The 25,730-nt window shown below is 73.4% G+C and carries 25 protein-coding genes and 2 pseudogenes; 8 read left to right on the top strand and 19 right to left on the bottom strand.

Translation table 11 applies throughout. From position 1 onward, the window contains the following. Positions 1 to 235 precede the first annotated feature (235 nt). From AB0I73_RS16740 to AB0I73_RS16760, 5 genes are all read left to right on the top strand, one after another. Positions 236 to 1,081, top strand: a complete 846-nt coding sequence (locus tag AB0I73_RS16740) for an SDR family NAD(P)-dependent oxidoreductase (RefSeq protein WP_363037963.1) — start codon at positions 236 to 238, stop codon at positions 1,079 to 1,081. Between the two features lie 13 nt (positions 1,082 to 1,094). Next, positions 1,095 to 1,997, top strand: coding sequence for a DMT family transporter (locus tag AB0I73_RS16745; RefSeq protein ID WP_363037965.1), 903 nt, complete (start codon positions 1,095 to 1,097; stop codon positions 1,995 to 1,997). Positions 1,998 to 2,039: 42 nt separating this feature from the next. Beyond that, entirely contained in the window at positions 2,040 to 2,801 is a 762-nt protein-coding gene (locus tag AB0I73_RS16750; protein WP_363037967.1) for a polysaccharide deacetylase family protein, read from the top strand. Between the two features lie 150 nt (positions 2,802 to 2,951). After that, on the top strand, positions 2,952 to 4,568 hold the full coding sequence (locus AB0I73_RS16755) for an SDR family oxidoreductase (RefSeq protein WP_363037969.1): 1,617 nt from the start codon (positions 2,952 to 2,954) through the stop codon (positions 4,566 to 4,568). 4 nt (positions 4,569 to 4,572) lie between these two features. Further along, positions 4,573 to 5,946: a deoxyribodipyrimidine photo-lyase gene (locus AB0I73_RS16760; protein ID WP_363037970.1), complete on the top strand. Its 1,374-nt coding sequence runs from the start codon at positions 4,573 to 4,575 to the stop codon at positions 5,944 to 5,946. Between the two features lie 104 nt (positions 5,947 to 6,050). Here the strand turns inward: AB0I73_RS16760 and hypE are convergent, their stop codons facing one another. From hypE to AB0I73_RS16810, 10 genes and pseudogenes are all read right to left on the bottom strand, one after another. Continuing rightward, positions 6,051 to 7,091, bottom strand: a complete 1,041-nt coding sequence (hypE, locus tag AB0I73_RS16765; RefSeq protein ID WP_363038007.1) for a hydrogenase expression/formation protein HypE — start codon at positions 7,089 to 7,091, stop codon at positions 6,051 to 6,053. Between the two features lie 55 nt (positions 7,092 to 7,146). Next, a complete protein-coding gene (gene hypD, locus AB0I73_RS16770) occupies positions 7,147 to 8,286 on the bottom strand; it encodes a hydrogenase formation protein HypD (RefSeq protein ID WP_363037971.1) in 1,140 nt (379 codons plus the stop codon). Continuing rightward, a complete protein-coding gene (locus AB0I73_RS16775; protein WP_363037973.1) occupies positions 8,283 to 8,603 on the bottom strand; it encodes a HypC/HybG/HupF family hydrogenase formation chaperone in 321 nt (106 codons plus the stop codon). The genes hypD and AB0I73_RS16775 overlap by 4 nt, the downstream gene beginning before the upstream one ends. A 40-nt stretch (positions 8,604 to 8,643) precedes the next feature. Continuing rightward, a complete protein-coding gene (gene hypF, locus AB0I73_RS16780; RefSeq protein ID WP_363037975.1) occupies positions 8,644 to 11,028 on the bottom strand; it encodes a carbamoyltransferase HypF in 2,385 nt (794 codons plus the stop codon). After that, complete coding sequence (gene hypB, locus AB0I73_RS16785) at positions 11,025 to 11,720, bottom strand: hydrogenase nickel incorporation protein HypB (RefSeq protein ID WP_363037977.1); 696 nt, start codon at positions 11,718 to 11,720, stop codon at positions 11,025 to 11,027. Before hypB ends, hypF begins: the two co-directional genes overlap by 4 nt. 25 nt (positions 11,721 to 11,745) lie before the next feature. Continuing rightward, positions 11,746 to 12,141 (bottom strand): hydrogenase maturation nickel metallochaperone HypA, encoded by a 396-nt coding sequence (locus AB0I73_RS16790; RefSeq protein ID WP_363037979.1) that lies wholly within the window; start codon positions 12,139 to 12,141, stop codon positions 11,746 to 11,748. A gap of 259 nt (positions 12,142 to 12,400) precedes the next feature. Next, complete coding sequence (locus AB0I73_RS16795; protein WP_363037981.1) at positions 12,401 to 12,913, bottom strand: hydrogenase maturation protease; 513 nt, start codon at positions 12,911 to 12,913, stop codon at positions 12,401 to 12,403. Between the two features lie 116 nt (positions 12,914 to 13,029). Beyond that, positions 13,030 to 13,212: pseudogene (locus tag AB0I73_RS16800) on the bottom strand (hydrogenase); the annotation flags it as partial. Positions 13,213 to 13,404: 192 nt separating this feature from the next. Then, positions 13,405 to 13,563: pseudogene (locus tag AB0I73_RS16805) on the bottom strand (hydrogenase expression protein HypE); the annotation flags it as partial. A gap of 55 nt (positions 13,564 to 13,618) precedes the next feature. Beyond that, entirely contained in the window at positions 13,619 to 15,343 is a 1,725-nt protein-coding gene (locus AB0I73_RS16810; RefSeq protein WP_363037983.1) for an enoyl-CoA hydratase-related protein, read from the bottom strand. 109 nt (positions 15,344 to 15,452) lie between these two features. Here AB0I73_RS16810 and AB0I73_RS16815 point away from each other — a divergent pair, with 109 nt between their 5' ends. After that, entirely contained in the window at positions 15,453 to 15,965 is a 513-nt protein-coding gene (locus AB0I73_RS16815; protein ID WP_363037985.1) for a hypothetical protein, read from the top strand. A 99-nt stretch (positions 15,966 to 16,064) separates the two neighbouring features. Here the strand turns inward: AB0I73_RS16815 and AB0I73_RS16820 are convergent, their stop codons facing one another. Next, positions 16,065 to 16,952, bottom strand: coding sequence for an oxygenase MpaB family protein (locus tag AB0I73_RS16820; RefSeq protein WP_363038009.1), 888 nt, complete (start codon positions 16,950 to 16,952; stop codon positions 16,065 to 16,067). 56 nt (positions 16,953 to 17,008) lie between these two features. Between AB0I73_RS16820 and AB0I73_RS16825 the strand changes: the two genes are divergently transcribed. Continuing rightward, positions 17,009 to 17,215: a hypothetical protein gene (locus AB0I73_RS16825; protein ID WP_363037987.1), complete on the top strand. Its 207-nt coding sequence runs from the start codon at positions 17,009 to 17,011 to the stop codon at positions 17,213 to 17,215. 91 nt (positions 17,216 to 17,306) lie between these two features. On the opposite strand, the gene AB0I73_RS16830 is transcribed toward AB0I73_RS16825, so the two are convergent. Together AB0I73_RS16830 and AB0I73_RS16835 are read right to left on the bottom strand one after the other, a co-directional pair. After that, positions 17,307 to 18,911 carry an MDR family MFS transporter gene (locus AB0I73_RS16830; RefSeq protein WP_363037989.1) on the bottom strand — a complete coding sequence of 535 codons (1,605 nt, stop codon included), beginning with the start codon at positions 18,909 to 18,911 and terminating at the stop codon, positions 17,307 to 17,309. A 104-nt stretch (positions 18,912 to 19,015) separates the two neighbouring features. Further along, complete coding sequence (locus tag AB0I73_RS16835) at positions 19,016 to 19,735, bottom strand: TetR family transcriptional regulator (RefSeq protein WP_363038011.1); 720 nt, start codon at positions 19,733 to 19,735, stop codon at positions 19,016 to 19,018. A 195-nt stretch (positions 19,736 to 19,930) separates the two neighbouring features. Here AB0I73_RS16835 and AB0I73_RS16840 point away from each other — a divergent pair, with 195 nt between their 5' ends. Then, positions 19,931 to 20,833, top strand: coding sequence for an RNA polymerase sigma-70 factor (locus tag AB0I73_RS16840; RefSeq protein ID WP_363037991.1), 903 nt, complete (start codon positions 19,931 to 19,933; stop codon positions 20,831 to 20,833). A 70-nt stretch (positions 20,834 to 20,903) separates the two neighbouring features. Here AB0I73_RS16840 and AB0I73_RS16845 read toward each other — a convergent pair whose 3' ends face one another. The 6 genes from AB0I73_RS16845 to AB0I73_RS16870 form a co-directional block, all read right to left on the bottom strand. Then, positions 20,904 to 22,346 carry an SPFH domain-containing protein gene (locus tag AB0I73_RS16845; RefSeq protein WP_363037993.1) on the bottom strand — a complete coding sequence of 481 codons (1,443 nt, stop codon included), beginning with the start codon at positions 22,344 to 22,346 and terminating at the stop codon, positions 20,904 to 20,906. A 146-nt stretch (positions 22,347 to 22,492) separates the two neighbouring features. Continuing rightward, a complete protein-coding gene (locus AB0I73_RS16850) occupies positions 22,493 to 23,002 on the bottom strand; it encodes a hypothetical protein (protein ID WP_363037995.1) in 510 nt (169 codons plus the stop codon). 257 nt (positions 23,003 to 23,259) lie between these two features. Beyond that, the gene (locus AB0I73_RS16855) at positions 23,260 to 23,895 is read right to left on the bottom strand and encodes a hypothetical protein (RefSeq protein ID WP_363037997.1); all 636 of its coding nucleotides are present in this window, start codon (positions 23,893 to 23,895) and stop codon (positions 23,260 to 23,262) included. Positions 23,896 to 23,949: 54 nt separating this feature from the next. Continuing rightward, positions 23,950 to 24,759, bottom strand: coding sequence for a rod shape-determining protein (locus AB0I73_RS16860; protein ID WP_363037999.1), 810 nt, complete (start codon positions 24,757 to 24,759; stop codon positions 23,950 to 23,952). Between the two features lie 22 nt (positions 24,760 to 24,781). Continuing rightward, positions 24,782 to 25,153 (bottom strand): TraR/DksA C4-type zinc finger protein, encoded by a 372-nt coding sequence (locus tag AB0I73_RS16865; RefSeq protein ID WP_363038001.1) that lies wholly within the window; start codon positions 25,151 to 25,153, stop codon positions 24,782 to 24,784. 63 nt (positions 25,154 to 25,216) lie between these two features. After that, on the bottom strand, positions 25,217 to 25,543 hold the full coding sequence (locus AB0I73_RS16870; protein ID WP_109378111.1) for a TraR/DksA C4-type zinc finger protein: 327 nt from the start codon (positions 25,541 to 25,543) through the stop codon (positions 25,217 to 25,219). Positions 25,544 to 25,730 lie beyond the last annotated feature (187 nt).

Below are 25,730 nucleotides of genomic sequence, written 5' to 3' on the forward strand. Positions count from 1 at the left end.
CTCGCGCTGACGATCAGCAGCCGCTGCCTGCCGTCCGCCGACGCGTACCGGCGGGGTGCCGAGGACGGTGAGTGCACGGGGTGGTGGGTCTCCTTCCGCTACGCCGGTGAAACATGCTCCCCCGCGTTTCGGCGGCCGGGCCCGGGATACTTCTCGGGTGCCCCCGCCGAACGCCGGGGGCGGCCGCAGGCAGCGGCTCCTCCGGGCGTTCTCCCTCGCAGCCAAGGTGCAGCCCATGTCTCACGCTTCTCGTGACGGCACAGCCGACGCGTCGTTCCCCCGGACGTCCGTCGCCCCGGCCGACGCGGTGCCGGGGTCCCCGGCCGGCGGAACCGGGCGTCCGGGCGCGGCACTGGTGACCGGTGCCTCCTCGGGCATCGGCACCGCCGTGGCCCGAACGCTCTCCGCGAAAGGGTGGCGTCTCGTCCTCAACGGGCGGGACGCGGCACGCCTCCACCGGGTCGCGGAACGGGCCCCGGCCTCGGTCTTCCCGGCGGATCTGACCCGGCCCGGCGCCGAGCGGCAGCTGACCCGGTTCGCCCTCGAGCACGTCGGCCGAGTGGATCTCCTGGTGGCCGGCGCCGGTGTCGGCTGGGCCGGGGACTTCGGCGCCATGCCCCCGTCCGCCCTCGAGGAGGTCGTCGAGGTCGACCTCCTGGCCACGTTGCGCCTGGTCCGGCAGCTGGTGCCGCACATGGTGGAGGCGGGCTCCGGGCGTGTGGTGCTCATCGGGTCCGTCGCGGGGATGGTGGGCGTGCCGGGAGAAGCCGTGTACTCGGCGGCCAAGGCGGCGCTGGCCGTCTTCGCCGACGCCCTGCGGTACGAGCTGCGCGGCAGCGGCGTCGCGGTCAGCCTGGTGGTGCCCGGAGTGGTGGACACGCCGTTCTTCGAACGGCGCGGCGTCCCCTACCGGCGGTCGTGGCCCGGGCCGGTGCCGCCCGAGCGGGTCGCCGACGCCGTGTGGAGCGCGGTCTCCCGGGGGCGGGACGAGGTCTACGTCCCCGGCTGGCTGCGCCTGCCCGTCCGGGTGCGCGGCGCGGCACCGGCCCTGTACCGGCGGCTCGCCACCGTGTTCGGCTGAGCGGTGGTACGGCGTGCTGGTCGTCGTCCTGGCCCTGCTGGCGGCACTGTCCAACGCCTCGTCCTCGGTGCTGCAGCGGCGGGCCGCGGCGGAGGAGCCGGAGGGCGGCGCGGGGCTGCGCCAGGCCGCCCGCTGGCTCGGGCGCGTACTGCTGCGGCCCCATTGGGTGGCGGGTGCCGGGCTGCTCGCTCTGTCCACGGTTCTGCAGGCGGCGGCTCTGGGCAGGGGCAGTCTCGCGCTGGTCCAGCCGCTCATGGCCACCGAGTTGCTGTTCACCCTGGTCGTCGGCAGCGTGGTCTTCCACCGTCGTCCGGACCGCGGTATCTGGCTGGCGTTCGCCGCCCTGGCCCTCGGGCTGGCGATGTTCCTGACCTCGGCCGATCCGATCGTCGGCCGGTCCACGGCCTCCGCGGGGCTGTGGACGTCGGCCGCGGGGGCGGCGCTGGGTGCCGTGGCGGCGCTGGTGCTGACGGCCCGTGCGGTGCGGGGCGCACCGCGCGCGGCGCTGCTGGGGCTGGCGTCCGCGATCTCGTTCGCCCTGACCGCGGCACTGCTCAAGGAGATGACCGGCAGGTTCCCGGACGGGCTGGGCGCCCTGCTGGCGTCGTGGCCTCCGTACGCCACCGCCGTCGCCGGGACCGTCGCCTTCCTGTTGCTCCAGAGCGCGTTCCGGGCCGGGACGCTGGCGGCGTCCCAGCCCGCCCTGACCCTCGGTGACGCGCTGACGAGCGTGGTGCTGGGGTGGGCGCTGTTCGGGGAACAGATCATGCTCGGCGTGCGGGCGGCGCCCGCGGTGGTCGGCGTGGTGCTCATGGGGGTGGGCGCCGCCGGGCTGGCCCGCGCCCCGTCGGTCTCCGGCAGCTGGGACGCGGCGTCGCGGCACCCGGGCACCGACTCGGTCCGGCCGGTGCCGTAGGGATCCCGACCACCCCGAACGCACGGCAAGGAGGCCCGCCCGATGTCCACCTCCCCCGGTCGCTCCCCCGCCCGGCGCGCGGCGGCCGTGCTGACTCCGCTCGCCGCCGTCGCCGCGGCGCACATCGCCCCGGCGGCCACCTGGCTGCCCGTGGTGCGCCGCTGTTCGCCCGGCCTCGCCGGCGTCGGACATCCCGCCCACGTCGCGCTGACCTTCGACGACGGGCCCGATCCCGAGTCCACCCCGTGCTTCCTCGACGCGCTGGAGGCGCTCGGGGTCCGGGCGACCTTCTTCGTCCTGGGCGACAGCGTCGTACGGCACCCCTCCGTGGTGCGTGAGACCGTCCGCCGCGGGCACGAACTGGCCGTGCACGGCTGGAGCCACGAGCATCCCTGGCGGCCGGCCCCGGCGGACGACGTGCGTGCCCTGCTGCGGGCGGCCGGCGCGGTCCGGGACCTGACGGGCCGGCGCCCCCGGTGGTACCGCCCGCCCTACGGCATCCTCACCTCCGGGCGCTGGGCGGCCGCTCGTACGGCGGGCCTGCGGCCGGTGCTGTGGACCGTCTGGGGCAGGGACTGGACGGCCGAGGCCACCCCGGTGTCGGTGCGCTCGGCCGTCGCGGCCGGTCTGCGCGGCGGCGGCACCGTCCTCCTGCACGACACGGACAGGATGTCGGCCCCGGCCTGCTGGCGGGCCGCGCTCGGCGCCCTGCCCGGCATCGTGGACGACTGCCGCGACGCGGGCCTGTCGGTCGGCCCGCTCGCCGAACACGGGGTGCCCCCGCCGTGTCCCGGGCTCCGGTGAGCGGATGCCGGAGCCCGGGGGCTGACCGTGCGGGCAGACGGTCGCCCCCGCGTCACGGCCGTCGGCCGACTCGCCGCGACGGGCGCGGGCGCGCTGGTGCGGCCACGATCGACCACAGGGGGACAATCGGGGCGAACACAGGGAGGAACGATGGTGGGCACGGACGGACGGCAGGGACGGCAGGAAACAGAACGGTTGCACTGTCTGGTCACCGGGGCGTCCGGGTACATCGGCGGTCGTCTGGTACCCGAACTGCTGGAGGCCGGCCATCGCGTCCGTTGCCTGGCCCGTTCCCCGGACAAACTCCGTGACCATCCCTGGGCGGGGGAGGTCGAGACGGTGCGGGGCGACGTCACGGACGCGGACTCGGTCGCCACGGCCATGCACGGGATCGACGTCGCGTACTACCTGGTGCACGCCCTCGCAGGCGGTTCCGGCTTCGAGGAGACCGACCGCCGTGCGGCCCGTGTCTTCGCCGAGCAGGCGCACGCCGCCGGCGTGCGGCGGATCGTCTACCTGGGCGGGCTCACCCCACCGGACGTGCCCGAAGAGTCGCTCTCCCCTCATCTGCGCTCGCGGGCCGAGGTCGGGCGCATCTTCCTCGACGCCCCGGTGCCCGCCACCGTGCTGCGGGCGGCGGTCGTCATCGGCTCGGGGTCGGCCTCCTTCGAGATGCTGCGCTATCTGACCGAGCGGCTGCCGGTCATGGTGACCCCCCGTTGGGTGCACACCCGGACCCAGCCCATCGGGGTACGGGACGTCCTGCGCTACCTCGTCGGCTCGGCCACCATGCCGGACGACGTCGACCGGGCGTTCGACATCGGCGGGCCGGACGTCCTCACGTACCAGGAGATGATGCGCCGTTACGCCACCGTCGGCGGGCTGCGGCGGCGGCTCATCGTGCCGGTGCCGGTCCTCACCCCGAGGCTGTCCAGTCTGTGGATCGGCCTGGTCACCCCGGTGCCCGCCTCCATCGCCCGGCCGCTGACGGAGTCGCTGCGGCACGAGGTGGTCTGCCAGGAGCACGACATCGCCCGGTACGTGCCCGACACCCCGGGCCGGCCGTTGCCGTTCGACGAGGCGCTGGCGCTGGCCCTGCGGCGGGTACGGGAAGCACAGGTGGCCACCCGTTGGTCGTCGGCGTCCGTACCGGGGGCCCCGAGCGATCCGCTGCCCACCGACCCGGACTGGGCCGGCGGCAGCCTCTACCAGGACGAACGGCAGCTGCCGGTCGACGCGTCACGCGAGGCGCTGTGGAAGGTGATCGAGGGCATCGGCGGCGACAACGGCTGGTACTCCTTCCCGCTCGCCTGGGCGGTCAGGGGCTGGCTGGACCGGTTCGTCGGCGGGGTCGGGCTGCGGCGCGGACGACGCGACGCCGAGCACCTGCGGGCCGGGGACTCACTGGACTTCTGGCGGGTGGAGGAGATCGAGCCCGGGCGGCTGCTGCGACTACGGGCGGAGATGCGACTGCCGGGCCTGGCGTGGCTGGAGATGTACGCCGAGACGGACGCAGGGGGCCGCACCCGCTACCGGCAGCGCGCGCTGTTCCACCCACGCGGTCTGCCGGGCCACGCCTACTGGTGGTCCGTCGCCCCCTTCCACGCCGTCGTCTTCGGCGGCATGGCCCGCAACATCACCCAGGCCGCGGCCAAGGGCATGAGCGCACGCGGGGTCGGATCCCGGCCGACCGCGTCCGGCACTCCCCCGCCGGGCGGAACGTCCGGAAGCAGCACCCACGGCACCGCTTCACGACACCAGGAGTGACGTCATGACCGTCGCGGTCGTCCTGTTCACCTCGGACCTGCGTCTGCACGACCATCCCCCGCTGCACGCCGCCCTCGCGGCGGCGGACGAGGTGGTGCCGCTGTTCGTACGCGACCCGGGTGTCCGTGCGGCCGGCTTCGACGCACCCAACCGCAGCGCCTTCCTCGCCGACTGCCTGGCCGACCTCGACGCCTCACTGCGTCGGCGCGGCGGCCGGCTGGTGGTGCGTACGGGGCCGGTCGTGCGGGAGGTCCGCGCGCTCGCCGCGGAGTGCCGAGCCTTTGAGGTGCACATGGCCGCCGGGGTCACCGGATACGCCCAGCGCCGGGAGGAGCGGCTGCGCGAGGGACTCGGCGACCACGGCGTGGCACTGCGCGTGCACGACGGCGTGATCACCGCTGTGGGCGCGGGGACCGTGACTCCGGCCGGCTCCGACCACTACGCCGTGTTCACGCCCTACTTCCGCCGCTGGTCACGAGAGCGGTTGCGGGACACCTGCCCGACGCCGCGCACCGTGCGCGTCCCGGAGGCGGTGCGCGGCGAGCCGCTGCCGTCCCGTGACGGCTTGTCCGGCGTCTCCCCGGACCTGCCGTCCGGCGGGGAGAAGCGGGGGCGTGAGCGGTTCTCCCGGTGGGCCCGCGAGGACCTGTCCGGGTACGAGGACCACCACGACGACCTGGCGGGCGACGCGACCTCCCGGCTGTCGCCGTACCTGCACTTCGGAGCCCTCTCGCCGGTGGAACTCGTCCGGCGGGCCCGCGCGCACGGCGGGCCCGGGGCGGACGCGTTCGTGCGCCAGTTGTGCTGGCGCGACTTCCACCACCAGGTACTGGCGGCACGGCCGGCGGCGTCCGCCCGGGACTACCGCACCCGGCACGACCGGTGGCGCACCGGGGAGGAGGCGTCCGAGGACATCGCCGCGTGGCGGGAGGGCCGTACCGGTTATCCGGTCGTCGACGCGGCGATGCGCCAACTGCGCCACCAGGGCTGGATGCACAACCGGGCACGCCTGCTGGCAGCCAGTTTCCTGGCCAAGACCCTGTATGTGGACTGGCGGATCGGCGCCCGGCACTTCCTCGACCTGCTCGTGGACGGCGACATCGTCAACAACCAGCTCAACTGGCAGTGGGTCGCCGGAACCGGCACCGACACCCGCCCCCACCGCGTGCTCAATCCGGTCGCGCAGGGCAGGCGCTTCGACCCGCGGGGAGCGTACGTACGCCGCTGGGTTCCGGAACTGCGGGACGTGGCGGGCAAGCACATCCATGAACCGTGGCGGCTGCCCGAGCGTGAACGCGCACGCCTGGACTACCCCGGGCCGCTGATCGACCTCGCGGACGGCCTGGCACGGTTCAAGCACGCACGCGGCCGGGACTGAGGAAGGGAACTTCGTGCCCGGCTCGCACGGCCGGGATGCGAGCCGGGCACGACAGCCCCGACCGCCCCGCTGACCCGTGGCCCCGGGACCGCGGCCGGCGGTCCTCAGCAGATCCGCGGCAGTTGCTCGCCGAGGGGCAGGTCCACCACCCTGGTGCCGCCCAGTGCGGTGCGGGCGACGACCATACCGGGGTGCGCGTCGGTCACCTCGCCGATCACAGCGGCCTCGGCGCCCAGCGGATGTGCGCGCATGGCGGCCAGGACCGCGTCCGCGTGGGCGGGCGGCACGAACGCCACGAGCTTCCCCTCGTTGGCCACGTACATCGGGTCCAGCCCCAGGACCGCGCACGCGTTGGTCACCGCCTCGGGGACCGGCACGGCGCGTTCCCGCACCACGATGCCGGTGCCGGAGGCGGCGGCGATCTCGTTCAGCGAGGCGGCCAGTCCGCCGCGGGTGGGGTCCCGCAGGGCGTGCAGGTCGGGTGTGACGGCGAGCATCGCCTCGACGAGGCCTCCGAGCGGTGCGCAGTCGCTCAGGATCTCCACCCCGAACTCCAGCCCCTCCCGCACGCTCATGATCGCCACCCCGTGGACGCCGATCGCCCCGCTGACGAGGACGACGTCACCCGGGACCACCCGCTCCGGCCGCAGGTCCACGCCTGGGGGGATCAGTCCGATGCCGGAGGTGTTGATGTAGACGCCGTCGCCGTGCCCTGCCTCGACGACCTTGGTGTCGCCGGTGACGACTTCCACCCCCGCGGCCCGGGCGGCGGCGCCCATCGCCGCGGCGACCCGTCCGACGACGTCCGTACCGGTTCCCTCTTCCAGGATGAAACCGCAGGACAGATAGGCGGGGCGGGCCCCGCTCATGGCGAGGTCGTTGACGGTGCCGTTGACCGCGAGGTCCCCGATGCTGCCGCCGGGGAAGAACAGCGGGCGCACCACGAAGGAGTCGGTGGAGAAGGCCAGCTTGGCCCCGCCGAGTTCCAGGGCGGCGGAATCGGTCAGCGCCGCCGGTGCCGGGCCGCCGAAGGCGGGTGTGAAGAGCTGCTCGACGAGCTCGGCGGACAGGGCTCCGCCGCCGCCGTGGCCCATGACGATCCGCGGTTGGTCGCGCAGCGGTGCGGGGCAGGTCCAGTTGAGCATGTCCGGGCGGGTGTCCTCGGCCTGCCGGACGGCGCCGGGGACGGGGACGGTGGTGTCAGACAACGGGGCTGCCCTCCAGGGACGCGGCCGGCATCGCCGGGGTGTTCAGCTCGAGCCGCCGGTAGAGGTAGTACGCGGCGCAGGCACCCTCGCTGGAGACCATGGTGGCGCCGAGCGGTGAGCGCGGGGTGCAGGTGGTCCCGAACGCCTCGCACTCGTGCGGCTTGATCAGCCCTTGCAGCACTTCGCCGCTGCGGCAGGCAGCCGGTTCGCGGGTGGTGATGCCGTCGACGGCGAAGCGGTGCTCGGCGTCGTAGTCGCGGTAGCGCGGGGACAGCCGCCAGCCGCTGTCCGGGATGACGCCGATGCCGCGCCAGGCGCGGTCGGTGACCTCGAAGACGTCGTCGAGCATGGCCCGGGCCGCCGGGTTGCCCTCCGGGCGCACGGCGCGCGGGTAGGCGTTGTCGACGGTGTGCTCGCCGCGTTCCAGCTGGCGGACGGTACGGCGGACGCCTTCCAGGATGTCGAGCGGTTCGAACCCGGTGACGACGATGGGCACGCCGAAACGCTCGGCGAGTTCCGGGTACTCGTCCATCCCCATGACGCTGCACACGTGTCCGGCGGCGAGGAACGCCTGCACACGGCAGTCCGGCGACTGCATGATCGCCTCGATCGCCGGCGGCACCCGTACGTGCGAGACCAGCAGACTGAAGTTGCGGATGCCGAGCTTGCGCGCCTGGTACACCGTCATCGCGTTGGGCGGAGCGGTCGTCTCGAAGCCGATGCCGAAGAAGACGACCTGCCGGTCCGGGTTCTGCTGGGCGACGCGCAGTGCGTCGAGCGGGGAGTAGACCACCCTGACGTCCCCGCCGGTGCCGCGCACCTGGAACAGGTCGCGTCCGGTGCCGGGTACGCGGAGCATGTCGCCGAAGGAGCAGAAGATGACATCGGGACGGGAGGCGATCTCCAGTGCCTTGTCGATCACCTCGAGCGGGGTGACGCAGACGGGGCACCCGGGGCCGTGGATCAGCTCGACCTCCTCGGGGAGGAGTTGGTCGATGCCGTGCCGGATGATGGTGTGGGTCTGGCCGCCGCAGACCTCCATCAGCGCCCACGGGCGGGTGACGGTGGCCCGGATGTCGTCCAGCAGCCGTTCGGCGAGGTCGGGGTCCTGGAACTCCTCGATGTACTTCACTGCTGTACCTCCCGGGCGGTGGTGTGGTCTGAGGGCTGCTGCGCGGCGCCCTGGGCCGCCGCCTGTTCCCAGGGGTCGCCGAACTCCTCCTGGAGCATGCCGAGGTTCTCGAACAGCTCCAGGGTTCTGCGGGCCGATTCCTCGTCGAGCCGCTGGAGCGCGAACCCGACGTGGACGATGGCGTACTCCCCGACCTCCAGGTCCGGCAGGTACTCCAGGCACACGTCCTTGACGACTCCTCCGAAGTCGACCGTGGCCATACGGGTTCCGTCCCGGTCCTCGACGTCCAGCACTCTGCCGGGTACCGCAAGACACATGCGTTCTCTCCTCACTGTCGCGTGTTCGGGCCCGGCTCCGTCACTCGGTGGCGGCGGCTCCGGTACGGGCGGCCACCATGAGCTGGCCCACGGCGAGTCCTCCGTCGCCCGGCGGGATGCGCCGGTGGCGCAGCACGGTGAAGCCGTCGCCGCGCAGCCGTGTCGCGCACGCCGACGAGAGCAGCACGTTGGCGAACACCCCGCCGGTCAGGGCCACCGTCTCCAGGCCGAGTTCGTCGCGTGCCCGGCTGCACACCTCGTGCACGAGCCCGGCGACGGCGTGGTGGAAGCGTGCCGCGACGAGGGACGGCCGGGCGCCGCGCCGCACGTCGTCGGCGACCGCGGCCAGCAGGGGCGCGGGATCGGCGGCGAGGGGGGTGCCGTCCCCGCCGGTGAGCCGGAAGGCGTAGCGGGCGTCGTCCGCGCAGGCGTCGGCCGTCACTGCGGCGGCCTCGAGTTCGACGGCGGCCTGCGCCTCGTAGCCCGCGTGGTGGCACACTCCGGCGAGGGAGGACACGGCGTCGAAGAGGCGGCCCATGCTCGATGTGGGCCGGCAGTTCAGTCCGCGCGTCAACTGCTGCTCGAGAAGGCGGAGTTCGTCGGGCGGGCAGGCAGCCTCGCACGGCAGGTCCCCGTCCCACGGGATGCCCGCGGCGCGCAGATGGGCCAGGGCCATCCGGTACGGGCGCCGGACGGCGGCGTCCCCGCCGGGCAGCGGCACGTAGGCGAGATGCGCGAAGCGGGAGAAGCCGGTGTAGTCCGCGGCCAGGAACTCACCGCCCCACACGGCCCGGTCGTCCCCGTAGCCGGTGCCGTCGAAGGCGACCCCGAGGACGGGGCTGCTGCCGTCGAGGCCGTGCTCGGCCATGACGGACGCGACGTGGGCATGGTGGTGCTGGACGCGCAGGACGGGCCGCCCGGCGGCGTGCCGTTCGGCCCAGCGGCCCGAGCGGTAGGCGGGGTGGCGGTCGGCGACGAGACGTTCGGGCCGTACCCCGGTGATCGCCTCCAGTTGCCGCTCGGCGCGTGCGAAGGCCTGTTGGGTGGCGAGGTCGTCCATGTCCCCGATGTGCGCCGACAGCCAGGCCTTGCGGTCCTCACCGAGGCAGAAGGCGTTCTTGAGGTCGCCGCCGACGGCGAGCGCCGGGATCACGGGGACGGGCAGGGCGAGCGGCAGCGGGGCATGGCCTCGGGAGCGGCGCAGGGTCAGCGGCTCACCGTCGCAGACCCGCACCACCGAGTCGTCGCACGGCACGTGGATCGGCCGGTCGTGCAGCAGCCAGGCGTCCGCCAGGCCGGACAGCCGTTCCAGCGCCTCCGCGTCGTCGGTGACGATGGGTTCGCCGGCGAGGTTGCCGCTGGTCATGACCAGCAGCCGCGCTCGCGTGGAATCGTGGTCGTCGTCGGCTTCGAGCAGCAGGTGGTGCACGGGGGTGTACGGGAGCATGACGCCGAGGTCGGGGCTGCCGGGAGCGACCTCTCGGGCGGGCCGTGGACGGCCGGGGTCCGGGGCGCCGGTGCGGCGACGCCGCATCAGGACGATGGGCCGCTCCTTGGCGGTGAGCAGGTCGCACTCCGCCGGTCCGGCGTGGACCAGGTGCGCGATGTCGGCGACGTCCCCGGCCATCAGGGCGAACGGCTTGTCCCCGCGGGCCTTGCGGCGGCGCAGTTCGGCCACGGCCCGGGGGTTGGTCGCGTCGCAGGCCAGGTGGTAGCCGCCCAGGCCCTTCACCGCGAGGATCGCTCCGTCGGCGAGCAGGTCACGCGCTGCGCGGATCGGGTCGGCGGGTTCGGGGCCGCCGGCCTTCCCGGGGGCCCCGGTCAGCCGTAGCCGCGGCCCGCAGGCGGGGCAGGCCACGGGCTGCGCGTGGAAGCGGCGGTCGGCCGGGTCGGCGTATTCCCGGGCGCAGTCGGCGCACAGGGGGAAGCCGGCCATGGTCGTGTGGTCGCGGTCGTACGGGAGGCCGGTGACGATGGTGAACCGCGGCCCGCAGTGCGTACAGGTGATGAACGGGTGCCGGTGGCGCCGGTCCGCCGGGTCGGCGAGTTCGGCGAGGCAGTCGTCGCAGGTCGCGGTGTCCGGCGAGACGAGCGTGCGGGCGGGGCCGCCGGCGCGTGAGGGGACGATGGCGAACCCGTCGGCGCCGGTGGTGGGCACCTCGGTGGCGTCGACCGATTCGACGAGCGCCAGGGGCGGGGCGTCGGGGGCGATGCGCGCGCAGAACCGGTCCACGGACGACGGGTCGCCCTCGATCTCGACGACGACGCCGTCCGCGGTGTTGGTCACATGACCGGAGAGCCTGAGTTCGGTGGCCAGGGTGTACAGGTACGGCCGGAAGCCGACGCCCTGCACCACGCCCCGCACGACGACCCGGCTGCGCCGCGGGGCCGGCGTGCGGTCGGCCACGGGCCGGGGAGCGGTCACGCCTGTACCCGGGCCATCACCGGGGCGTGGGGCACGGTGCCCTGCGCCGCCGCGAGCGCCCGGTCGAGCAGTGTGCCCACGCCCGCTCCGGTGCGCACGGAGGTGAGGACCACCTCCACGCCCGGGTTGACCTGCTGGACGTTGGCGCGGAAGGCCGCCTCGTCGAACTCGGCGGGTGCGGCCAGGTCGGTCTTGGTGACGATCACGAGCTGGGCGAGGCCGAAGGCCGTCGGGTACTTGAGCGGCTTGTCCTCCCCCTCGGTCACGGAGGCGAGCACGACCCGCAGCGATTCACCGAGGTCGTACGAAGCCGGGCAGACCAGGTTGCCCACGTTCTCCACGAACAGCAGCCGGGTGTGCTCGGGGAGCCAGTCGTGGAGGTGCCCGGCGAGCATGTCCGCCTCCAGGTGGCACAGCCCGTCGGTGAGGACCTGTTTGACGGGGACGCCGGAGCGGGCGAGCCGTTCGGCGTCGTTCTCGGTCGCCAGGTCCGCGGTGAGCGCGGCGGTGGTGACTCCGCGTTCCCGGGCCAGCAGCAGTTCGCGTTCCAGCAGGGCGGTCTTGCCGCTGCCGGGGCTGGAGAGCAGGTTGACGACCGTGGTGCCTCGGGCGGTCAGCTCGGAGCGCAGCAGCCGGGCGACGGTTGTGTTCTTGGCGAGGACCGCCTGTTGGAGATCGACGACTTTGCACATGGTTCGGCTCACCTCGAAGACGGGTTCACGTTGCGTCGGCCGACCGGGACGTGGCCGACGCGGACTGGTGTTCCGGTACGGCCCACCGCACCTCGCTGATGCACAGTTCGCGGCCGGAGAGCAGTTCGGCCGCGGCCTGCCCGCAGGCGGGGCACAGCAGGTGGGGAGGCATGCCGACCTCCCACACGTCGCCGCACCCCGTGCAGCGCGCCGTGCCGGGGACGGTTCGGGTGGTCAGTTCGGCGCCTTCCAGGACGGTGCCGGCGCAGGCCAGTTCGAAGCAGAAGGCGAGCGCGTCCGGGACCACGCCGGCCAGTTCGCCCACGTCGAGGGCCACGCGTACAACGCCCGTGACCCCGGCGGGCCGGGCCGCCTGTTCCACCTGGTCGACGACGGCCAGCGCGATGGACATCTCGTGCATCGGTCTCCGTCCTACGCCCGTGGCTGCCTGTCCGGCGCCCATTACAGACGCGCTCCCCCGGGCCGGCCGACCGGCGCGCCGGGATCACACGCCTGCGTACGCCGTTCGGTTCACATCCTGCGGATCCGCGGGGAGCGCCCGAGGTCGGGGAGGACTCACCTGACGAAGGCGGTGGCGGCAGTGACGGCGGTGACGGCGGCAGCGCCGCCGATGAGGGTCTTCTTCACGGGGTGCTCCTTGTTCCTTCTGCGACGGCGTGTCATGCGGCGGCCTCCTGCCGGACGAGGTCGGTCACCATCCGCACCGCCTCCGGTACGGCGGCGGCGACCTGGGGGCTGAGCCCGAGGGTCTCGTCGAGGCAGGCGGGTTCGCAGCCGACGACGAGGGTGCGGCGCGGGGGCGTGGCGCCGGTCCCGGCGCACAGGGTGGCGAGCAGGGCGAGGACCGCGTCGGGCGACATGCGGTGCCCGTCGAGCAGGACGTCCGCCGTCGGCCCGGTGCCGTCCGGCGTCCCGGCGTCGATCAGGTACAGCGTTCCGGGTTCGCCGCCGCGTGCGGTCGTGTCGACGATGACGAGCGTGTCGTAGCCGTCGAGGAGTCGGTAGGCGAGGTGCACACCGCGGATGCCGATGTCGGCCACCTCGACACCGGCCGGCAGTTCCTCCTGGGCGAGCCGGCGCGCGGTCTCGACGCCGAAGCCGTCGTCTCCGAGGAGAATGTTGCCGACACCGGCGACGAGGGTGCGGGCGCCGTCTGGTGCGATGGGGGTCACGCGTCCTCCAGGGCTTCTGCCTTGTCGGGCTGGAAGTGGTCGAGCGCCCCCCAGCAGCCCGGCGGCACCCGGCGGCGGCCCGCTTCCCCGTATCCCGGCAGTGCCTCGTGGAAGAAGTCGAATCCGCGCATGAAGACGCTGTGGCCGCGGAAGACCGACGAGGCGCTGTAGCACTCCGCGACCCGCTTCTGCTGGAAGTCGGTCTTCGTGTGGATGCCGAGGTCGCCCACGATCCGGGTGATCGGGTCCCAGGCCGTCTCCGCCGGGCCGGTTCTGCCACCGGTCGTCGTCGTTGCCATGGTGCGTGCGGTGCCCTTCGTCAGCTGTTCGTGCGGGAGGCGGGTTCGGTGTGCGGTGCTGTCACCGGTGGTGCTGTCACCACGGCGGCCGGCAGCCGGTAGTGATCTCGTCTCCCGTGTGGCGCCACCTCGGCTCCTTGTCCACGGTCCGTGCCGCGGTCTTCGGCAGACCTGACAGCCCCGGAGCGCCCTCTCCTCGATGCTCGGCTGTACGGCCGCGGTCAGGGCGGCGGGATCGCCGTCCCAGCTCGGCCCGGCGTTGCTCCAGAGGATGTGGATCGGCTTCTCCTCGGAGCCGGACGTGCCCGTCGCGCCGGGCTCCTCGACCGTGGTCGGCGTTGCTGCGTTCATGGGGAACGCCTCCTGGAAGGTGCGGCAAGACCCGTGCTCGGGTCTTCGTTCGCGGCTAACAGTCGGCCCGTCCGGCGAGGGCCACATCCGGACTGCCTCCGTCGGTGGCCGCGGATTCCTTGCGCACGAAGGCCCGGCGCAGGGCGTGGTAGGGGGCCGCCGGGTCGTCGAAGATGCTCCGCATGCGGGCGAGTTCCTGCTCCCGGTGACGAGCGAGGGGTGAGGTGGCCTCACGGTGCTCGGCTTCCGCCTTCTTGGCCGCGAGACGCGTCTGGACGGAGGGGAGGGCCGCCAGGTGTACGGCCGTTCGGGTGACGTTGTCGGTGAAGTCGTCCGGGCCGCAGTGAAGGACCCGGTCGACGAGCCCCATGCCGAGCGCCGCCGAGGCCGTCAGCGGCGCGGCCCCGCCGGTGAGCCGTTCCGCCGTGGCGGCGCCCACCCGGCGGGGCAGGGTGTACGTCCAGTACTCGGAGCCGTACAGGCCCATGAGCCGGTAGTGCGGGTTGAGGACCGAACCGGAGCGGCACCAGACCTCGTCCGCGGCCAGGGCGAGCATGACCCCGCCGGCGGCCGCGTTGCCGCCGATCGCGCTGACGACGAACCGGTCGGTCGTGGTGAGGACGGCCTCGACGAGGTCGTCCATGGCGTTGATGTTGGCCCAGGACTCGGCGGCCGGGTCGGCCGCCGCCTCGATGACGTTCAGGTGGATGCCGTTGGAGAAGAAGTCCCGGCCACCGCCCAGTACGAGGACGCCGGTGGGGCGGGAGCAGGCCGCCCGGTAGGCGTCCAGCAGACGGTGGCAGTGGTCGGTGCCCATGGCACCGCCCGGGAAGGAGAAGGTCAGGAAGCCGACCTGCCCCTCCTCCCGGTAACGGATGTCCTGCCAGGTCCGGGCTCCGGGAGGTGGCTGCGGTGCCGCGGGGGCTTCGGGCAGGGCGGGCAGGCAGCCGGCGAGGGCGAGGGTGGCGGGCAGTTTGCAGGCCCGGGGACGTCCCGGGCCGGTGCGGGCCCGCAGTTCCGGGATCCAGACCGCGCCGTCCGCCGTGGCCCGGCAGATCGCACCGGCGCGGGTCGCCAGGAGTTCACCCGGGCGGCCGCGGAGCCGGTCCTCCGCATGACCGCCGTGCAGGAACCATTCGCGGCCGAGGAGTTCGTCGCGCACGCCCGGCTGGGAGTCCGCGGCGCGCAGCTTGCGCAGGACGGTCTCGGTGGAGTCCGTGTCCCAGGAGATGCCCCGGTCCTTCTGCCGCAGCGGCGGCCGGGTCCTGGCACCCGGCAAGCGGGTGAAGTCGTCCTGCGGCCGGGGCACGTACGTGCCGGAGGCGAATCGGTCGACCGCGAGCAGGACGGCTTCCAGCGCCGCGTCGGACACCTCGCCCCGGTACAGGTCGCTCTTCGCCACGTCCGGTACGGCGAAGTTCGTCGTCGCCCACACGGGGCCGGCGTCCATCTCGGCCACGGCCTCCAGCACGGTGACGCCCCACTCTCCGGCTCCCTCCTGGACGGCCCAGTCGAGTGAGGACGGCCCACGGTCCCCCACGGGGCCGGGATGGACGATCAAGCAGGTCCGCGCCGCCCAGACGTCAGGCGGCACGACGGCCTTCAGCATGGGGGCCACGACCAGGTCGGGATCGTGCCGGTGCACGGCACGGCGCACGTCGTCGCCGTGCGGTGTGACCTCCACAGCGACGGTGTGGCGACGTTCCGACAGCCCGGCCAGCTCGGCGTGGACACGTTGCGTGAGGCTGTTGTACGCGCTGGCGACGAGCAGAATACGCATGGCGGCTCTCCCTCGAAGGCGCGGCCGCCGTCGTACCGCGGCCGTCTGGGGATCGTCGGACCCTTGCGCCCTCCAGTGGTGGCATGACCCCCGGGCATCGCTCGCACGGGTGACACTTCGGCTCCACCTGGCCGGGAGGCGGGCTCGCCGCCGGTGGGGCAGCGGGTGCGATGTCGGCACTCGACGGGGTGGCCGACACGACAACCGACAGGCAGGCCGGAACACGTCCGGGAAAGAGAACGGGAAAGAGAAGTCGTCGCAGCCTTCGCACGGCGGGGGCCCGAGCCGCCACCAGGGCACCGAGCTGCACGGCTGGGCTCCCGACGTCGACGGGACACGCCGGCAGGACAACCCGAGCGCCCGGCGCTCCTTCCACACGGACGAGCACGCCCCGCCCTCCGGCAAGGGACGCAGGAAGTCCGGGCAGGAACGTGGATCCGTCCCCGGGGACACGGCCGAGCGCGGCGCGAAGAGCGGCGAGGAGCACGGCGACGACGCGGAGAAAGGAATGCGCGACACCGGACGCCGGGGTCGCTCCCGGCGCCCGAGCGGCACCAGGGACGACTCCGCCTCCACCGGCGTCGACCCGGGCACGGACAAGGACCGGCGCCGCCCCGGCTGACTCCGGGCGTGCGGTGCGCGCCCCGCACCGGATGCGCATCACCGGGGACGGCCGGGAAACGGTCACCGGCCGTTCGGGCCGCGCCGCCCGGAGCCGGGGTCACCTCCGGGCGGCGCGGCGGGCGGCGCGGGCTCGGGGCAGGTAGCGCAGGCGCTCGGGCAGGAGCGGGACCACCGTGCGGACGACGGCGCCCAGGCGGCGCAGTCGTCGCTCGTCCCGTGCCGTCCAGGCCAGGCCCAGGTGGTCACGGACGGTGGGCGGTAGCAGGCCGGTCGTGACGAAGACGTGCAGCCGCGCCAGGGGCGGGCGGAGCACCGGCCAGAGCCGGCGCAGGAACGTGCCCGCTCCGTCCGGCGGCGGGATCGGCCGCCGTGGGTCGAGCAGTTCCGTCACGACGGCCGTCTTCTCCAGTTCCTCGCGCACCATCGTGTCGAAGTACGGCCAGAACTCCTCCGGGGTGCGCGGCATGTCGCGCTGCTTGATGCCGAGGATGGCGCCGAGGTTGAGGAGTTCGCCGTAGAGGCGGCGTTCGTCCGGTTCGTCGAGCGGGCGGGACAGGTACTGCGCGGCCCTCAGGAAGACGGGGTAGGCGGTGGCGTGCACCCAGGCGTAGTAGGCGGGAGTGAGTGCGTGGTAGGCGCGGCCGCGGGTGTCGGTGCCGCTGATGCCCTTGTGCAGCTCGCGGAGCCTGCGGCCCTCCTCGAGGGCCTGTTCGCCGCCGTAGACCCACAGTTGCAGGGAGTTCAGTGAGCGCTCGGCCCGGCCCCAGGGGTCGGTGCGGAACACGGAGTGGTCGTCGACGCCCGCGCCGACCGCCGGGTGGGCGACCTGGAGCACCAGGGCGGTCGGCAGGGAGAGCAGGGTCCGGACGTCGCCGGTGATGTCCCAGAGGAGGGAGTCCGGCGCGAACGGGACGGGCTCGGAGCGGGTGTCCGGGCCGGGTGCGGGGCCCGTGCCCGGGCCGGTGTGTGCGTGGTCGTAGGCCATGTCACCACGCTCCCAGAGACCGTCGTGCTCGTCCCCTGCGCCCTGGTCGTGGGGCTGTGGAGCCGTGGGCATCTCCCTCCGCCCGGGGGGTCGCCGCCTCCTCCGCGGCGGCCGGCACCGCGTTCGAGGTGCGCACCGAGGGGAGCACCGCGAACGGCGTGTCCTCCTTCCCATCCTCCGTCGGCTCCGGCCGCGACGCCAAGCCGGTCCTGCCGACCGCCGTCGAGGACGGCGCGGAGGAGGTCCTTCCCGGCGCCGGGTGAGTCCCCCGAGGGGGCGTGACGAGCGCGGAGGCCCTCCGGGCGTTCCGCCGGAAGACCTCCGCACTCCGCCGCCCCACAGGGCGTGCGCGCCTCAGCCGACGCCGGCCGTCGATGCCGCCGCACCGGCGGAGTCCGCGGACTCCGCGGTGAGCCGCTCCATGCCGCTGGTGTCCTTCAGCGGCTTCTCCCTGATGAACAGCACGGCGATCACGGCGAGGGCCGCGACGGGCGTGGCCACGAGGAAGAGCTCCGCGGTGGCGACCCCGTAGGCGCGCTCCACGATCTCCCGCATCGGCCCGGGCAACGTCGCCATGTCGGGCACTCCGCCCCCGCCGGACTCGTTCGCACCGGCCGGGATGCCCGCTTCCGTCAGGCTCTTGGTCATCTCGGTGGCGACCCGGTTGGCGAGGATCGCCCCGAGCACACTGGTGCCGATGGTGCCGCCCATGCTCCGGAAGAAGGACAACACCGAGGTGGCGGCGCCCAGTTCGGTGGCGGGAACGTCGTTCTGGGCGGCCAGCACCAGGTTCTGCATCAGCATGCCGACGCCGATGCCCATGACCGCCATGTAGGTGCCGAGCAGGCCGAAGTGGGTGTCGACGTCGATGGTGGACAGCAGCCCGAGGCCCGCCGTCATGATGAGGGAGCCCGCGACCAGGTACACCTTCCACCGGCCGGTCTTGGTGATGATCTGCCCGGCGACGGTCGAGGAGACGAGCAGGCCCAGGATCATGGGCAGGCTCATCAGGCCCGCGATCGTCGGGGACTTGCCCAGGGAGATCTGGAAGTACTGCGAGAGGAAGACGGTGCCGCCGAACATGGCCACACCGACGAGGAGACTGGCGACGGTGGTGAGCGTCACGGTGCGGTTGCGGAAGATGCCCAGGGGGATGATCGGTTCCGGCACGCGCGACTCGACGACGACCGCGGCGATCAGCAGCAGCACTCCCCCGCCGGTCAGAGCGGCGGTCTGCCACGAGACCCAGCCGAACTCGGTCCCCGCGAGCGAGACCCAGATGAGCAGGGCGCAGACACCCGCGACGATCAGGAAGGCGCCCAGGAAGTCGATCCTCGCCTCACGGCGGACGGTGGGCAGCTTCAGGGTGCGCTGCAGCAGCGCGATGGCGAGCAGCGCGAACGGCACCCCGATGAAGAAGCACCAGCGCCAGCCGAGCCAGGACGTGTCCACCAGGACACCTCCGATGAGCGGTCCGGCCACGGTGCCGACCGCGAAGACGGCACCGAAGACGCCCGCGTACTTGCCGAGCCGGCGCGGCGGGATGATGGCCGCCATCACGACCTGCGCCAGAGCCGTGAGACCGCCCGCGCCGATGCCCTGCACCACGCGGCTGAAGATCAGCAGTCCCACTTCCTGCGAGAAGCCCGCGAGCAGCGAGCCGACGATGAAGAGGGACAGGGACAGCTGGAGCAGCAGCTTCTGGTTGAACAGGTCCGACAGCTTGCCCCACAGGGGCACCGTCGCCGTCATCGCCAGCAGTTCGGCGGTGATGACCCAGGTGTAGGAGGACTGGCTGGCCTCCAGGTCGGCGATGATGCGCGGGAGCGCGTTGGCGACCACGGTGCCGGCCAGGATGGCGACGAACATGCCCGCCATCAGCCCCGACATGGCCTGGAGTATCTGCCGGTGGGTCATGGCGGTGGGTGACGCCTCCACGGGCGCCGGTGTTGAGTTCACTTCGGTTCTTTCGCAGCGGTCAAGAGTGTGAGAGGGAAGAGTGGGAGGGACGGATCACGCGTGCCGGGGACGACGCGCAGCCGTTCCGTGAGAGACGGAGGGGGTCAGGCCCCTTCGACGGGTTCGGCGGGCTCGGCGGGCTCGACCGGTCCCGGGAGTCCGGTGGCCACGTGGTCGAACACCGACCGGAAGACCTCCTCGAAGGGAGCCTCGTCCTGCCGCACGCACCAGTGCTCCACGGCCACGCGGACGGCCGTGGTGCCGACGGCGGCCAGCAGCCTCGGATACAGCCCCAGGGCCCTCCTCCGCAGTTGGCCCTCGGCCGACCCGAGAGGGGGACGGCCCCCCGTGAACAGCGGCGATCCGGCGCCGATGCGCTCCGCGAGCGTCTCGGCCAGAAGGAACTCGTCCTCGACGTGGGCACCGAGACTCCGCGCCAGCAGGTGCGGTGATCGGCGCAGCACCTCGGAATGCAGGCGCCACAGCTCGTGCTGTTGTTCCACTTCCCCCAGCTCCGCGGCCAGCGCGTCACGCAGCGCCACCAGCGGGGGCGTGCCGGCGGGCGCGGCGAGCACCGCCCGCCGGACGCGCACGCCCGACTCCGCGCCCACCATCACGAACGCCTCGTCACGGGAGTCGAAGTAGTTGAAGAACGTGCGGGGTGAGACGCCGACCGCCTCGCTGATCGCGTCGACGGTGACGTTCTCCGCGCCGTGCTCGGCCGCCAGCCGCACCGCGGCCGCCACCAGGGCGGCACGGGTCGCCCGCTTCTTGCGTACCCGAAGCCCGCCGGCCACCGGGTCTCTGTCGTTCACGTCGTGCAGGATACGCAAATATGCAGAGCCTGCAAAAATACGGAATGCCTCGACCGTCGTCGCGGCCCGGGCCGTGTGCTGTCACAGCCGTCGGTCGCGCGGTGTCTCCATGCCACGGCCGGCCACGACGAGACAAGACGTCGTGCGACGGACCGTGACGAACCATGACGGATCATGACGGATCATGACGGAAGGGGCCGTTACATGAGCGACGGCGACCATGCCACCGACCCGGCGACCGAGGCGTTCGTCGCCCACCGCAACCTGCTCTTCACCGTCGCGTACGAGATGCTCGGCTCGGCGGCCGACGCCGAGGACGTGCTCCAGGAGACCTGGCTGCGGTGGATCGGGGTCGACCTGGCGCAGGTGCGCGACCGGCGCGCCTACCTGGTCCGGATCACCACCCGGCAGTCGCTGAACCGACTGCGCACCATGAAGCGCCGCAAGGATGCGTACGTCGGCCCCTGGCTGCCCGAGCCACTGCTCACCGCGCCGGACGTGGCCGAGGACGTCGAACTCGCCGAGAGCGTGTCGATGGCGCTCCTGCTCGTCCTCGAGACGCTCTCACCGACCGAGCGGGCCGTCTTCGTGCTGCGCGAGGTGTTCGACGTCGGGTACGACGAGATCGCGGCCGCCGTCGACAAGAGCCCCGCGGCCGTCCGCCAGATCGCCCACCGTGCCCGTCGGCACGTCGATGCCCGCCGTCCACGCCGGATGGTCTCCCCGAGCGAGACCCGGGCGGCTCCGGAATCGTTCCGGCGTGCGCTCGAGAGCGGGGACCTGCGGGCCCTCCTCGACGTGCTTGCCCCGGAGGTCGTCCTGCTGAGCGACGGCGGCGGCATCAAGCAGGCCGCGGTGCGGCCGGTCGACGGGGCCGACGAGGTCGCCCGCTTCATGATCGGTGGCCTCGGCGGGAACCGGCTCCCGATCACCGCCGGACCCACCGTGGTCAACGGCGGCCCGGCCCTCGTCGTGCACCTGGACGGCGGGCTCGACGGCGTCCTGGCGGTCCGGGGCGAGGACGCCCGCATCACCGGCCTCTACTACGTCCGCAACCCGGAGAAACTCTCCCGCGCCGAAGCCGAGACCCCCCTCACCCTGCGCTGACCCACCGGCGGACGCGACGGAGCCCGGTCACCCGCGGGGTGACCGGGCTCCGCTGTCGGGGCCGGGGAGGTCAGTCGGTGATGTCGACCTTGCCGCCAGCGGGATCCACGGAGGTGTGCTCCGCGGGAGCCGGTACCGTCGGCGTGCCGCGCCGGGCGATCCCCTGGAGGAGTTCACCGAGGTCGACTCCGGTGGTGGAACTGAGGAGTTCCATGCCCTGCGCGACGTTGTCGGCGACGGTGCGCGGGAGCTGTCCCGCGCCGTCCGTGGAGATGACCGTCAGCTTGTCCACGGCGGCCAGCGGCTCGGCGGCCTTGCCGACGACCTGCGGCAGCACCTCGACCAGCATCTGGAGCACGGCCGCGTCGCCGTAGCGTTCGAAGGCGTCGGCCTTCTTGTGCATGGCCTCGGCCTCCGCCGCACCCTTCGCGGAGATCGCGGCGGCTTCGGCGTCACCCTCGATGCGTACGGCGTCGGCGAGCGCCGCGCGGTGGGCCTTCTCGCCCTCACCGGTGAGCCTGGCCCGCTCGGCGGCCGCCTCGGCCTCCTTGACCGCGGCGATACGGCGGGCCTCGGCCTCCTGCTCGGCCTGGTAGCGGGCGGCGTCGGCGGGCTTGCGGACCCGGGTGTCGAGTTCACGGTCGGTCAGCGCGGCCTGCCGGGTGGCGACCTTCTCCTGCTCCTGCAGGACCTCCTGCTGCCGGGCGGCCTCGGCGAGCGGACCGGCGGCGTCGGCGCGGGCGGCGGCCTCGTCCGTCTCGGCCTTGATCTCGGCCTGCTTCAGCGCGAAGGTGCGCTGGGCGATCGCGATCTCCTCCTCCGCCTTGAGGCGGGCCTGCTCGGAGGCGCGCCGGGCGACGGCCTCGGCGATGTCGGCCTCCTGCTTGGCGCGGGCCGCCTCGGGCCGGCCCAGGTCCTCGAGGTAGGAGCCCTCGGTGGTGATGTCCTGGATCTGGAAGGCGTCCAGCACGAGGCCCTGCCCGGAGAGGCTGGCCTCGGCCTCCTCCGCGACCTGTCCGGCGAAGGCGGCGCGGTCACGGATGATGTCCTCGACGGACATGCGTCCGACGATGGAGCGCAGCGCGCCGGACAGCACTTCCTGGGTGAACCCGACGATGCCGTCCTGCTGGTCGAGGAAGCGCTGGGCCGCGGCGCGGATCGAGTCCTCCGTGCCGCCGACCTTGACGATGGCGACACCCTCCAGGTTCGCCTTCACTCCGCGCAGGGTGACCGCGCCCCGGACGGCGACCGGGATGTGCCGGCTGGAGAGTTCGAGGGTGAACTTCTGCTGGACGAACGGGACGACGAAGACACCGCCGCCGACCACGACCTTCTGGCCGCTGTTGTCGGTGAAGATCCGGCCGGTCTCGGGGTCGGTGGACTTCTTGCCGCGCCGGCCGGTGACGATGAACGCCTCGCTGGGGCCGGCGACCTTGTAGCGGGTGACCACCACCAGGCCCAGCAGGACCAGGAGTACGACGACTCCCACCACGGCGATCAGTACAGGACTCATAGGTGTGGAATCCCCTCAGCCTTCCCCGGGGGACGGCGATGTGGTTCGGATGGGACGGGAAAGCGGGCACTGCGGGAGGTGCCGGCATCCCGGCGGGCCTCGACGGGTGACGTGTCGTTCCGCGGGGACGTGCCGATCGGCACCGGTCAGCGCTCGACCGGGCGGACCGCCACCGAGGTCGCGGACAGTGCCGACTCCACCCAGACCTCGGCGCCCCGCGCGACGGGCACGGCGCTCTTCGCGGACAGCTTCAGCGGCTGCCCGGCGAGATACACCAGCACCTCGCCGTAGCCCTCGGCCGGGATGGCGGTCACCACCGAGCCGGAGGTGCCGACGAGGTCGCCGCCCCGCGGGGTGGCAGCGGTCTGCTCCCGCATCAGGGCCCGGCTGAACTTCCAGGTCAGCCACCCCGCGGCAACTCCCGCCAGCACTCCTGCCACCGTCGCGCCGGTGACCCCGAGGTCCGTCGTACCGAGGACGATCGCGCCGCCGAAGCCGAGCATGGACACGAACCCGGCGATCACCGGCAGGGACAGCAGCCCGTCGAACATGCCGTCCAGCACACCGCCGAAGACGCCTTCCAGGAGTCCGTCGAAGATCAGTGAGAACAGCAGCAGAAGCAGTCCCGCGATGCCGAGACCCACAAACCACTCCATTCGGGCCTCACTTTCGCCGACCGACCTCCCGCATGCGGATGCTCTCACACACCCGGACTCGAACTCATTGCCAGAACTCGGCAATCTTTACGCGCCCTTCATGCCGCCTTCCGCCGGAGCCCGCCGTTCCGCCCCTGCTCGGGCCACGGCACGGGTCACCGGGCACACGGCGGACGTGTCCCCGTCGCCACCGGTGCCCTTCCGGGAACCTCCGCACGGAACCGCGAGGACCTGGACCCTTGCCCGCCTCCGGCAGTTCATCCGGGCGCCGTCCAGCGGGGGGACGTCTCGGCCCAGGCCCTGTCCCAGTCGGCCAGGTTCCGGCGGCGTACGACGAGACGGGTCACGCCGTGGGCGGCGGCACCGGTGAGGGCGACGCCGGTGCCGGAGAGGAGGGCCCAACCCATGCTGCGGCTGCGGATCTCCTCACGCGTCAGCGGTGGCCCGGTGGCCTCGCCGTCGGTGGTCACCCAGATGCGGACCGGGCTGCCCGCGGGCAGGCTCGGCCGCACCTCGGCCCGGGTGGTGCCGGTCCGTCCCTCGTGGGTGGTGAAGCGGACCCCGACCGGGTAACGGGCCAGCTCCTCCTCGTCCGATCCCGGCTCCGGATGGCGCGGGGCGTCCTCGGTGAGGGTCGCGGTCGTCTCGTACCGGGTCAGGCTCTGGTGGCGGGCCGTTTCCTCGTAGTGGCGGTGGGCGAGTCGTGAGACGACGACGGCGACCACGGGCGCCACTGCCAGGACGGCGAGCAGGATGCCGAGGCCGATCCAGACCCGGAGTACGTCGGTGCGCCGGCGCAGGGGGTTGTGCCGGCGGTGCCACGGCGGAGGACGGTCGGGCGGTCCGAGACGGGACCCCGGGGGCGGTTGCGCGGGAGGAACGGTGCCCGCCACGTCGTGACTCCTTCGGGTGTCGGGGCGCGGACGGATGGGAGTGCGGGCGACGGGTCAGCCGGGTCCGGTGGCCAGGGGGTGGTGGTGCGCCGCGGCGAGCAGGCCGGCGGCGCCCCGGACCGCGGCGGTGTGCGGCGACGGCACGGGCTGGACCGGGCAGCCGAGCCGGTCGGGCAGGCCGTGGGTGATCTCCGGGCGCAGGGCGCCCCCGCCGGACAGGAGGATGCCCCGGCGCAGGGCGGTGCGGGTGGTGGCGCTGCGGTCCTGCCGCAGCATCGCCGTCACCATGTCGACCACCGCGTCGGTGAGGTCTCCGGGCGGGGTGCCGTAGTCGCCCAGGTCACCGACGCCCAGCGCGGTGCGCCGGGCGTCGGTGACGGCTCCCTCGGCGAGCAGCACCACCTCGGTGAGGTGCGCACCGAGGTCCACCACCAGGAGCGGGCTGGAGTGGTCGGCGCCCGCGGCGAGGGCAACCGCCCGCGCGCCCGGGACAGTGTGTACAGCGCGCGGGCGGAGGATTTCGACGGCCGTGCGGGCCGCTTCCCGGAAGGCGGGCCCGTCCAGGACCGGCGTCGTGACGACGACCAGGGGGCGGCCGAAGCGGGGCAGCCGGTGGCCGAGCAGCCGGTCGAGCATCCGGGCGGTGCCGGAGGCGTCGACGATGGCGCCGCGCTGGATGGGGTGGATGGCGCCGCTGCCCGGGAAGGTCACCGTGGGTACGTCGAGGACCATGCCCCGTCCGGCGATCCACGCGCGCGTGCGGGAGCTGCCCAGGTCGAGTGCGATGCCGGAGCACCGGCGGCACCGCGGCCAGGGGCTGTGCCGCACGGCCACCGTCCTGCGCGGACGCCGGATCACGGTCATCGTCCGCTCCTTCGGCCCGTGCTCATCGCGCGGCCTCCCTCACCTGCTGGCAGCGGGCGCAGTAGCGGGCCTGGGGGACTATCAGCAGCCGGTCCCGTTCGACCGGGCCGCGGCACAGGTGGCAGCGGCCGTAGCCGCCGGTGTCCATCCGGACGAGCGCCGCCTCGACGTCGGCGAGCACCATCCGGGCGGACGCGGCGAGCCTGACGTGCACCTCGAGTCGGCCGGCGGCCTCCTCCCCGAGTGGCTCGCCGGGCCCCGACCCGGCATCGGCGGCGAACTGCCGCAGCTGCTCCTGGCGGAACAGCAGTTGCTCGCGCAGGTTCGCTCGCAACGCCGCGAGGTCCTCGGATGTGAGGACCTCGTCGTGCTCGTCGATGGTCTGGTGGGCCACCACTTCACCCCCTTGGGCGGAGCAGGAGAGCAGAGCGGGACGGGAGTACGGACGGGGCGCGGGTCAGGCTGCGCGGCTCTGGCAGGTGACGCAGTACGGGGTGTGCGGAAGGATCTCGAGGCGCTCCGCCGGGACGGGCTTGGAGCAGCCCAGGCAGGTGCCGTAGCTTCCGTCCTCGACGCGGGCGAACGCCGCTTCGATCTCCGTGAGGGCGCGCTTGATGCCGTCCTTCTGGTTGGACATCAGGTGGTCGTCGGGACTCCCTCCTGTTTCGTCCAGGGCCTTGAGCTGGGCCAACCGCGTGGTGCGCGCGTGCTCGAGGCGCTGACGGATCTCGTCGGCGGCGGTGTGGGCGGAACGCGGTTCGGTGCGCGGCAGGTCGATCGACACGGGGGGTCTCCTCTGTTGGCAGACGGGTGATCTCCCACCGTCTCCCTTTCCGCGCCCGGCGCCCATCGGGCGCGGGACCCATTTCCGTCCGTCCGAGGACCCACCCCGCTCGGGGGGGGGGCGCGGCGGGCCGGGCAAGGGGTGGGGGGGGCCCGGAGGGGGGGGGGGCGGGGGCGGGGGACTGTGC

Origin of the sequence: Streptomyces sp. NPDC050388 (assembly GCF_040655635.1) — a bacterium.
In the GTDB taxonomy this organism is placed as follows: Bacteria; Actinomycetota; Actinomycetes; order Streptomycetales; family Streptomycetaceae; genus Streptomyces.